The sequence below is a fragment of the Moorena sp. SIO2C4 genome (genome assembly GCF_010672485.1).
GTDB classification, from domain to species: domain Bacteria; phylum Cyanobacteriota; class Cyanobacteriia; order Cyanobacteriales; family Coleofasciculaceae; genus Moorena; species Moorena producens.
The window spans coordinates 1-11360 of sequence record NZ_JAAHGN010000116.1 but is presented as its reverse complement, the minus strand read 5'-3'; the positions used below and the strand labels follow the sequence as shown (position 1 = coordinate 11360).

The following is an 11360-nucleotide window of genomic DNA, read 5'->3' as shown; positions in this document are numbered from 1 at the left end:
GGATACTCTGTCTTGAGAGTTTCCAGATAATGGTGGATAGACTGGAGCTGTTTACGGGAACCGGGACGTTCATCGACAAACAGCAGCAGTTGTAGAAAGGTTGGGGAGTTCGTGTGTGTTTGTGTAGCTGCCTGCATGCAATTTGGTGTTAGCACTCTTAACCAATAAGGCTGGAATAAGACTAAGATTTGTTATTTTTTGTTGGTGATGTGTGCTTCCTTACAATTTAATATCTATTTTATTATTTTATAGTCTCGGTACTAACCAGCCCTTTTCTGCCACTTTCCCGGTCTATTTGAGACTAAAATCTTAAAATAATGTAACATTATCGCGGATTGCGTCAGTTCTCCTTTAAAAACCTATCCACGGCTGCTACTTGATCATGGCTATTGGCTACGTTGCTCTTGTCCTTCACGCCCATTTACCGTTTGTTAGGCATCCAGAAAGTGATTATGTTCTAGAAGAAGAGTGGCTATTTGAAGCCATTACTGAAACCTATATTCCCCTACTACATGTTTTTGAGGGATTAAAGCGGGATGGGATTGACTTCAAAATAACCATGAGTATGACACCAACTTTAGTGTCAATGCTACGGGATCCACTACTACAAGAACGTTATGAGCGCCATCTGTCACTGCTCGAAGAACTAGCCAAGAAGGAGGTTGAGCATAATCAGCATAATGGTCATATCCGTTACCTAGCCCAACATTATGTTCAAGAGTTCAGCACTATTCGCCAAACATGGATACACTATGAAAGGGATTTAGTCAAGGGATTTAAAAAATTTTTAGACAGTAATAACCTGGAAATTATCACCTGCGGTGCTACCCATGGCTATTTTCCTCTGATGAAGATGTATCCCCAAGCAGTTTGGGCTCAAATTCGGGTGGCTTGTGAACATTATGAGCAAAACTTTGGCTGTCCGCCCAAGGGCATCTGGTTACCGGAATGCGCTTACTACGAAGGGATGGAGGAGATGCTAGCAGATGCTGGTTTGCGCTATTTTATGATGGATAGTCATGGTATTCTCTACGCTCGTCCCCGACCACGTTTTGGTACCTATGCCCCCATTTATACTGAGACAGGAGTTGCTGCATTTGGTCGTGACCATGAGTCATCCCAGCAGGTGTGGTCCTCGGAAGTCGGGTATCCAGGGGATCCAGTATATCGGGAATTTTACAAGGATTTAGGCTGGGAAGCAGATTATAATTACATTAAACCTTATATTATGCCCCATGGAAAGCGGAAGAATACGGGTATAAAGTATCACAAAATTACAGACCGTGGTACAGGATTAGGGGAAAAGCAACTGTATGATCCGTATTGGGCAAAAGACAAAGCTGCGGAACATGCTGGAAATTTCATGTTTAATCGCCAGCAGCAGGTTAAACATCTAGCAGCAATAATAGAGCGTTCTCCAATTGTGGTGTCTCCCTATGACGCAGAGTTATTTGGTCACTGGTGGTACGAAGGTCCTTGGTTTCTGGATGTCTTGCTCCGTAAGTCGTGGTATGACCAGAACACCTATGAAATGACTCATTTGGCAGATTATTTGCGGAATCATCCGATCCAACAAGTCTGTAAGCCTTCTCAATCTAGCTGGGGGTATCAGGGGTTCCATGAATACTGGCTCAATGAAACCAATACCTGGATTTACCCTCATCTGCACAAAGCCACAGAACGGATGATTGAGCTGTCAAAGTTGGAAGCTACAGACGAGTTGGAGTGGAAGGCATTAAATCAAGCAGCGCGAGAGTTACTACTAGCGCAATCGTCAGACTGGGCATTTATTATGCGCACCGAGACAATGGTTCCTTATGCAGTTAGACGAACGCGATCGCATTTGATGCGGTTTAATAAGCTTTACGATGATATCAAGCTGGGCAAGATTGATGCAGGCTGGCTGGAGAAGGTCGAGGAGATTGACAATATCTTTCCCAAGATTAACTATCGCGTTTATCGTCGAGTTTGAATTATCCCCACACAATCGTTGGAAGATACAAGAAGATACAATAGTGAACGTTCCCTAAGCCAATCAAAATCCATGACGCCTTCTGAGTTAGATACTCCTCCCCAGGAAAGTTTGGATACTCTCAAAGACCCTGAGACCTATCTCGACGAGGTACCTAATGATGTCGAGATGTCTCTGTTCGACCATTTAGAGGAGTTGCGAAAGCGGATTTTTTACTCGCTGATTGCTGTATTTTTGTCCATGGCTGGCTGCTTTGTCGCAGTTAAGCCGATTGTTCAGTTGCTGGAAATTCCAGCTAGGGGGGTCAAGTTTCTGCAACTGGCTCCAGGGGAATACTTTTTTGTGTCCTTGAAAGTGGCTGGCTATAGTGGCTTACTGGTGGCTAGTCCTTTTATTCTTTACCAAATCCTTCTATTTGTTTTACCAGGGTTGACTCGCCGGGAGCGACGCTTCATTGGACCTGTGGTTTTAGGCTCAACGGTTCTGTTTTTCCTAGGCTTGGTATTTGCCTACATTGCTCTAATTCCTGCTGCTCTGAATTTCTTTATCAGTTACGGAGCAGATGTAGTAGAGCAGTTGTGGTCAATTGATAAGTATTTTGAATTTGTCTTACTGTTGATGTTTAGTACTGGCTTGGCATTTCAAATCCCAGTTATTCAAATGTTACTGGGATTTTTTGGAATTGTTTCTTCCAAGCAAATGCTTTCTGGTTGGCGCACGGTTGTCCTAGGAGCAGCTATCTTGGGAGCAGTGCTGACTCCTTCGACAGATCCTCTCACTCAAAGTTTACTGGGGGGTGCTGTACTTGGTCTATATTTTGGTGGGATTGGAATGGTGAAGTTGGTCGGCAAATAATATTAAGTCAGGTTAATCAACCCGCTATCAAAACTACCATCGGGCTATTGAATGTTGGCTACAAATACCTTCTGGGAATAGGGAATAGGGAATAGTAGTCTAATTACCAATGACCAATTACTAACTAACTAACTATCTTTAGCATTATTGTCGCTAATTCATCATAGTAATAAGTCATGGCACAATCATGACTTATTACTATTGAGAAACAGATAATAAATGCTCTTTGTTACAAGTTGATGCTAATTTTAATTTCCCTTATGCTGAAAGCTTTACTGGGAATTACTTTAACAGTTAAAAAAACTGTTTATAAAGTCAAATAATTGCCCAGTAAGGCGATAATTGATTTGGGCGGTTATTTAGCATAATATCTATGGAAGAGCCATTATCAATGTATGTAAAAACGTAGCCTACTAAAGATAATTACTATTAGTAAACTGTGTCCCTTTAACGCCAATCCTCCCAATTTTGATTAAAAATGGACGTGTCTGGGAAAGCGGTGGGATTACCGTTTTTTTCTAACTGCTGGCGTAGAGCTTGGAGTTGGGTTTGTTGGAAGAGGGGTTCTTGTACAAGCTGGTAAGGTGCTATCCCAGTTTCTAAGGAAAAAGCAGCGGTTGTACCAGCAGCAGCACCGGATGACCATTCAAAGGAATGCACGCGATAAGCAGCAGCGGCAATGTGACTGGTAGCAATACTTTTACCTGCTACTAATAGGTTGTCAATTTTCTGGGGAATTATCGCTCGCAGGGGAATTTGGAACGGATAGGCTTGACCTGCTCCCCGCCGTTCCCCTTGACGCTCGGTGTTTCCTGGGGTTTCTGCTGGACTTAAGGTCATACAAGGATGAAAGTCGATGGCATAGTGACCAATACCCACAGAATCAGGATAGATAGTAGAGCGACTGCGTTGGCTGACTTGATCTGGCTGGATTTTACCTTGAATCACAGAGGGTGCTTCTAATCCAGCCAGTACTGCCCACAAGCGGCGATATTCGTCTGGTGAGAGAGTCTGCCGATAATACTCATCCTGGTAGTCACGGCGGGAAATATCCACTTCAGATATAGTAAAGCCTTGAGGATAGCCAAAGGAAGGGCGTCCAATAATCCGCCTTCCTTCCCTGATATAGGGATACTTAGACAACCCATGCATTGTCCCCATCGGAGAATCTAACCCGGTTAGATAGCGGTGATTGGGATGAGGCTCTTTTACCCCATCCCCAAGCTGGGAGTCGGTAGTCCCTGCCACTAGCCAATAGTAATAACCGAGAGCATTTTCTTCTCCTTTCCGTAGACTTTCCGTGCGCAAGCCTCCCATCCAGCCACCAGGAGCCAGTTGACCACTGGTTCGTAATTGGCGACGGGTGTACACTAGATTATCTTCTGAAGTGCCAGGACGATAATCATTACCCCATGTCCAGTTTTGCATGGAAATATCTCCTGGAGTAGGAGCAGTAACCCCCCATCGGATCCGTTTACCCCGCTTAGAACTCCAAATTCGCCGATAGGTGAATACTCCTTCAAAGTCCGCTAGCCGTTGTAATTCATAGCTGTAGTAGGGTTGGTATTGCGGGTAAAACGAAGGCATTTCTTGGGTTTGAGGCTCCTTGGTTTGCTCCATGGCAAAGGTGTAGGTAAAGCCTTGGGTGCAATAGGGGTCGTCAGTAGCACTAGATGCGGAAGGGTTTAGGTAGGAGCGGGAGTCAATCCCCAACTGGTAGGGAACGTCAGCTAGGGCAATAATTTCACCAGTTTCTGTTGCGTCGATAATATACCAATTAGAACTATTGTCTTGGGTCTGTTGGGGGACAATGCGCAAAATGCTTTTCTCAAAGCGGGAGGAATTCTCGTAGCTATACCAATCTTCAATGGTTTGAGATAGGGGAAAAGTGTTCAGGCCAGGAGCATCAGCAGTACTTTTGTGTTGAATAGCAATCACACTGTCAATAGTTTTGCCATCGGCGCTAATCTCTAGTTCCTTAACTACAGTAGAGGGAAACCATTTTAATCTCCCTTTTCCCCGTTTGGCCGCCTTTCGTAAAATATTAAACAGGATTTGGTGAGCATCACGGGGTAGAAAACAGGATTCACTTACCCAGCAGTCCCCAGGATTGAGTTGACGGTAGTAGCGTTTGATGCGATCGCGTAATTCTAGATAGCCCTTAGGATAGAATAAACGCGATCGCTGAGTGGGTCGTTCATCCAGAGCAGAGGTTCCCTGGGCAGAAATTTGTCCCCCTACCCAGTCGGTAATCTCAGTCAAGCACACCGTTTGCCCTGCCAATAAGCCTTCATAGGCAGCCGCCGCACCAGCCAATCCACCTCCAATCACTAAGATTTCACACGATTCGGTTTGGTCTGGAGTTCTAGGGGGAGCTGCTATACCAGGAGATGGAGTAAACCCTAGTAATGATATGAATACGGAAATACGGACAAGCGATCGCTTCATGATTCGGAATAGTCAGTAAAATCTTTGACGATAAATTACCCTAACTTATCAATACTGTCATCTCCCAAACGTTGTATCAATTATGCCATGGCATGTCAAAGCACCCGAAAAATAAACGGATAGCGATAGGGCTGATTAGGATTTTCCAGCACCTTGACTAAGGCAATTATGGACATAATTAGACTGACAAGCCCTAATATAATTAGCAGCGGAATCCCAATAATCACCACAGTCAGTATCAGACAAATCACCCCATATATATAAAGGCAAATGTGAAAATTCAGAGCTTCTTTCGCATTTTCTTTGACCACTGAGTCTTCGGTGACCAAAAAAATGACTATCGGGATGGCAATAGAGACCACCAGAGAGCTAAAAAATATTGAGCCATGACATAACAGTGATAAAAGCTTTCGTTGATCCATCTTAAATACGGGAAGGGGACTCCCGTTATAAACGTCAGTTTTAGCGGGTTTAAAGTTACCGTAAGATAGTGGAGCCTTGTCTTGATGCAGTCGCTCATGGGGGAAACCACGGCAGTTGCTCATGGGGGAGACCCCCAAGACCGCACTGCCTCCCCAAGACCGCGCTGCATCGCTATTAAAAAAGATTTAAGCCTTTTCTGCATAGCCCACTGACTCTAAAGGCTCCACTATCTAAGGTTTCGTCTCCGGGGAATTCCCGCAGGAGAATAAATTGTTCGCGTAGCGTGGCCTACGGCCAGCGTTCGCGTAGCGTGGCCTATGGCCAAGCGCGAATCATTGATTAATTTGACTCGCGTATTCATAGCCGTCAGCCTTGAAAATTGTTCGTAAATACTTTGGATGTACATCAATTTTCTTTTCTGGAGTAGAGAGTGCAAAACTAGGACGATGGCGAATTGCTATTCGTCCTGTGTATTGACCGGCATACTTCCCTCCCTTGATATCAGCTTTAACAATATCGCCCGTTTGGAAACCTTTGAAAAACTTAGCGGCAGGTGCATGAGCCTTTGGAAAGCCATATTTATTTGGACGACATCTTTGGCGCACCCCGTGACCTTTAGCTGTAACTATTAGCGGTTTCACTCCATTTAGTAGTAATGTCTGAGGAGTGGATTTACCCACACAAGCAGCATCAGTCCAATGGGTTTTCTCGGGAGCATCCCATTTTGGAAACAATATTACCCAAAGCAACGATATTTCAAGGGTTTCAGCCCCCTAAAAAGAGCTAACGTGCCAAATTGGGATGCTCCCGTTTTCTCAATCTCTCTGGTTTGACGATTGAACTTAGTCAGACCACCAGAACCTGTGTCAACAGGTAATCCAGTCAGTTGCAGCCTCCTCCATACTTCCCAGCGAGTTGAGTTAACTGCTGCTGCATCTTTCAAGGGGGATTTAGCCTTGGCCAGTATTTTCTTTAGAAGTTCCGGCTTTTTACGTAAAAATTTCTCAATCGGATCGCTACCTTTCTTCTGGTTACAAGGCCGACAAGCCAAGGTTAGGTTGCTGACTCTATTAGTCCCTCCTTTAGATGTTGGAGTAATGTGTTCAACCTCCAAGGGGACGTTCTCTGCTCCACAGTAAACACAGCTATGACCCCACTTGGCAAGCAGATATTCTTTCACCTCAAACCCAAACAGTTCACCGTGTTGATACTCTACACCCGATATTTCTGGGTTTTGCATTTTTTGAGTATCAAACCGGACTAATTCTTGAGATATGGTGGTTATTGGGCACAGCTTCCTTAGCCGTCTTACCCAAGTCTCAATATTAAATACTCGACTCATTAGCGATGGAGCCAGCCACCCTTCTGGGCGTTTTCGATTGAGAAACCGAGGTTTGCGGTAACGAGTCTTTCTATTTCGCCTACCTCGCCTTAAAGCTCTTCTGGATTCCAGAGAGTTTTTGATATTCTGTCCTCTGTGATTAACTTCCAAGGCGCTTGTGACCCGTCCAGTTTTTTTCTGAACGATGGCAATCCCGGTTGTTTTAGATCCAGGGTCTATCTTGATTCTGTGTGGATGAGTAACAGAATTATCAACATCCCTGTCTTGCCGGATGATAGTAAATGGATAACGCTTAAAGACTTTAGCCCTCCCTTTTTTAAGTAACTCCCTAGCCCGTGCTGGATGGCATGGATCTAATGGTTGTTTGTTTTTATCTAGCACGAACACTCGCATTACTTTGAACACTCCACAAGTGGGTAAAGTTTGCCTGTGCAAAGCACACGCTTGCGCGAACGACAATGTTATAAGAGCTTTTCAGGTTAACAACACTTCCTTAACTCACTACAGATGTTTAATTGTTAACAACAGAGCTGAAGACTGGCACGCATCTACAGGTGTTATGACTCGAATAACGTAGACCATTACTAGGTCTTAGTCTGGTCAACTATGAGCTTTCACAAGCTCCCGCTATAGTCTGACAAGACTTAGCGGTGAGTTGTTGACGTCATTCATCCGATAAATCATCCTATGCTTCCCCAGGGTTACTTTTATGGATTTTATCTTCCATAATACAGGTAAGTTGCTAGAATTCATTGAACAGAACGAATTTATGTCAAGATATGTAAATTACTGATCAATACGATGGCTAATCCTGTGTCGTTGGCTGATAATCTTTCTAACTAAGGCATAACTACCAGTCGTCATATCCCGCCTTTGGTATTGCTTTCACTGCTCCCTTGCCTAAATTCCAAGTTTCAGTCTTAAATCACGATTCGGCTACGGTTTGAAAGTGCTGGCCATGAATTTAGTCTTGCCATACTGCTGCTGAGGGGTAAGCTTTACTATTTGGTGTTGCCTGAAACGGCTAACTTAATTTTCCCAAAGCTTATCCAATCCTTAACCTCTGCTCAAAGGCCACCAATTAATAACCCCTACCCCGATAAGTCATGGGAAATCATCTAAAATTTCATCGACCTACATCTGGTCAATGGTCTAAGTATTTAATTCTTATTATCTTACTCCTGGGGATAGTTTTTCGATTAGTCAATATTGACAAAAAAGTCTATTGGATTGATGAAGCCTATACATCCTTGCGAATTTCTGGCTATACCAAAGCAGAAATTATCGAAGAAATTGATGGTCGTCAAATTAATGTTAAAGATTTACAGCAGTATCAGCGTCCTAATGATAACAAAGATGTAGGTGACACGATCCAAGGGTTAGCGTTACATGAGCCACAACATTCACCGTTATATTTTGTGATGGCTCACTTTTGGGCAAAATTGTTCGGTTATTCCGTAACGGTGATGAGAAGTTTACCTGCCTTGATTAGTCTGTTGACTTTGCCGTGCATTTATTGGCTTTGTTTGGAGTTGTTCGAGTCTCCCTTAACGGGATGGATTGCGATCGCATTGCTGTGTGTCTCTCCATTCCATGTGTTGTATGCCCAGGAAGCTCGACAATATAGCTTGTGGACATTGACCACATTGCTTTCCAGCATAGCCTTGCTGAGGGCGATGCGTCTTAGCACACTGATGAGTTGGGTTATCTATGCCATAACAGTTTCTCTAAATCTGTACAGCTATTTGCTTTCTGGATTAGTTTTTATTGGACATGGTATCTATGTTATTTTCACCGAAAAATTTCGTTTTAGTAAACAAGTCGTTAGGTATGAATTAGCTTCGCTTTTCGGGATTATCGCCTTTATTCCTTGGTTAAGATTGGTCATTGAAAACGGTATTGAATTGGGGGATTGGGCGGATAAAGAGACTCCACTCGGTAAACTTATCACCCGCTGGCTTATCAATCTTAGTTCTGTGTTTTTCGATATCCAGATTGGCTATAACAATCCCTTATTTGATGTGCGATCAGGTCGAGACCTAAAGTTTAACTACGACCATTTACTCATTTACTTCGATATCCTGATTGTAATTATCGTAGGCTATTCTATATATTTTATGTTTCGTCATAGTCAGCAGCGGGTTTGGTTATTTATCTTGACTATGATCGCCGTTGTCGGAATGTTTCCCATTGCTCAAGATTTAATTTTAGGAGGACAGCGTTCCAGCATGGCTCGCTATTTTATTCCTTGTTACTTGGGTATACAACTTGCTGTTGCTTACCTCCTTGCTAAAAAAATTAATCCCCTAAATGCTAATACAATAAAAGGACAACAACTATGGCGATTAGTTGCTATTACAGTTATTTCAGCAGGTGTGCTTTCTTGTGCCATTAGTTCTCAAGCAGAAACGTGGTGGCATAAATACAGTAACTATTACACTCCTGAGGAAGCTCATATTATTAATGAAGCCAATCGTCCCTTGGTGATTAGTAGTGATATCATGCGATTAGTGTCTCTGAGTTATTTACTTGAGCCAAACGTGACCTTACAGTTAATCAAAACTAAGGATTCTCCAACAGTTTTTTCCAGTTTCAGTGACGTCTTCTTATATAGACCTTCTCCAAAACTGCGACAAAAATTTGAACATGAGTCACCCTATGACGTTAAACCAGCTCATAAACGCAAGCATCTCTGGAAGCTAGTGCAGTGAAACCAAAAGTCAAAAGGTCAAACCAACTTGACCAATGACCAATCACTCATGACTAATGACTAATCAATCTAATCATTTTTTTTCCACAACAGAACTTTTCGTTTTTTAAAGCCAATATTTCCTTCGTATATCAGATTGAACTTATAGTTATTATGTTTTTCCATACTGGGGCGTAGCAATGATGGTGATGGAATATTTTCCAATACAAAAATATCAGTAAATTCAGCTGATACTTTTGGTAATTTTTCTTCAGGTATTTCTGAAACGTTTTTGATTTTTTTGATGAGTTGTAATTGAACCTTGGGGTCAAGCTTATGGCTCAGGGATAGAATTCGATTGTGAGTACTATCGCTTAGTACAAGGGGAGCAGGAGACTGATTAATAATATTAGCAACGTCTGCATTATAGTAATCACTGTACTTCGTCCACCAGGTTTCAGCTTGAACAATCAGCACACCAGAGATCACACCACAAGAGACTAATATAACTGTAGTCAATCGCCATAAACGTTTTTGCCAAATACCAATCGAAAACTTACTGAGTTTCGTGGAGAGTAAATAGGAAATAGTGAGTTGAATCCCGATGTAGGTTGGGAGTTGATATCGAGCAATCGTTGAGCGCATGCCTCCTGAAATCACATCTGGTAGCACTAGGGGTAGACTAGTAAATCCCATCAGGAGCAAAACAAATAGCCAAACTTGTTTTGGAGTATAGCGACAGAGAAAATATAGCCCATAAATCACTAGCCCCACAATTGGTAGCACTAGGTAAGTTCTAGGCTGGGTGTAGCTAAAGGTTAGGTCAAACGTGTACTCCTTCCCTAGGGGTACATCAAAAAAGCCGTAGAGTAGATTCTTCAGCCAATATCGACCCAGATCCAGGGGGGGTAATTCTTTAATCACCCATCCCCATTCCTTGCTAGCTCTGGGTTCGTTTTCCAAGAAAACAGCTAACCAAGGTGAAAATATCAGCAGTGCTGCTGTGACCGCTGAGATGTAAGCAATTACTTGTTGACGCCTTTGCCAACCTGCGATGATCAGGACATAAATGCCGTGACCTAGGATAATCGGTGCTGAAAATAAATGAGAGTAGAAAGATAGCGCTACAGAAAGGGCATAAATGCACCAACTCACCCTACTGTTGACTCGCATCGCTCGTAATAGGGAAGCACTCGATAGCAAGACACTCACAGTCCACAGACTATATTCCCGAACTTCCTGGGCATACAAAATATGGATTGGTGAAACAGCGAATAGGGACACGGCAAGCCATCGGGTCAAGGATGTCCCAAATAGTTCTAAGCACAACCAGTAGAGGCAGGGTAATCCCAGCAAGCTAATCAAAGCAGGTAAAGTGCGCTTGAGTGCTAGGGAATTACCAAGCCATTGTTCCCAGAATCGGGCTAAAATATAGTAAACTGGCGGGTGTTGTGGCGCTTCTTCCCCTATAATTCGTAAGGTATTGGCGAGGCTACGCTCAGAATTAGGGGTCTGGTATTTTTGTAATTCTGTAGCGCTAATCACTTGACCTGTGTAGATATCCCCGATAATTTCTTCCGCTGAATAGCCAGCAATTCTAGAGGAGCTGAAAGTTTCATCCCCCCAGTAGA

At 43.2% G+C, this 11360-nt stretch carries 7 protein-coding genes and 1 pseudogene; 3 read left to right on the top strand and 5 right to left on the bottom strand.

The genetic code is table 11. The features are described from left to right. The first annotated feature begins 382 nt into the window (after positions 1-382). Entirely contained in the window at positions 383-1972 is a 1590-nt protein-coding gene (locus tag F6K20_RS09035) for a glycoside hydrolase family 57 protein (RefSeq protein ID WP_008189510.1), read from the top strand. Positions 1973-2044: 72 nt separating this feature from the next. Continuing rightward, positions 2045-2827 (top strand): twin-arginine translocase subunit TatC, encoded by a 783-nt coding sequence (gene tatC / locus F6K20_RS09030; protein ID WP_008189509.1) that lies wholly within the window; start codon positions 2045-2047, stop codon positions 2825-2827. A 447-nt stretch (positions 2828-3274) separates the two neighbouring features. On the opposite strand, the gene F6K20_RS09025 is transcribed toward tatC, so the two are convergent. The 4 genes and pseudogenes from F6K20_RS09025 to iscB all read right to left on the bottom strand — a co-directional run bounded on the left by F6K20_RS09025 (position 3275) and on the right by iscB (position 7433). Next, positions 3275-5275: an FAD-dependent oxidoreductase gene (locus F6K20_RS09025; RefSeq protein WP_008189507.1), complete on the bottom strand. Its 2001-nt coding sequence runs from the start codon at positions 5273-5275 to the stop codon at positions 3275-3277. Positions 5276-5370: 95 nt separating this feature from the next. Then, positions 5371-5697 (bottom strand): DUF4870 domain-containing protein, encoded by a 327-nt coding sequence (locus tag F6K20_RS09020; protein ID WP_044495225.1) that lies wholly within the window; start codon positions 5695-5697, stop codon positions 5371-5373. Positions 5698-5924: 227 nt separating this feature from the next. Beyond that, positions 5925-6059, bottom strand: coding sequence for a hypothetical protein (locus F6K20_RS09015; RefSeq protein WP_287256262.1), 135 nt, complete (start codon positions 6057-6059; stop codon positions 5925-5927). Next, positions 6031-7433, bottom strand: a pseudogene (iscB, locus tag F6K20_RS09005) (RNA-guided endonuclease IscB). Before iscB ends, F6K20_RS09015 begins: the two are co-directional and overlap by 29 nt. Before the next feature lie 713 nt (positions 7434-8146). Between iscB and F6K20_RS09000 the strand changes: the two are divergent. Beyond that, on the top strand, positions 8147-9751 hold the full coding sequence (locus F6K20_RS09000; RefSeq protein WP_008189500.1) for a glycosyltransferase family 39 protein: 1605 nt from the start codon (positions 8147-8149) through the stop codon (positions 9749-9751). 68 nt (positions 9752-9819) lie between these two features. Here the strand turns inward: F6K20_RS09000 and F6K20_RS08995 are convergent. Continuing rightward, on the bottom strand, positions 9820-11360 hold a 1541-nt coding region (locus F6K20_RS08995), incomplete at its 5' end, for a glycosyltransferase family 39 protein (RefSeq protein ID WP_287294470.1).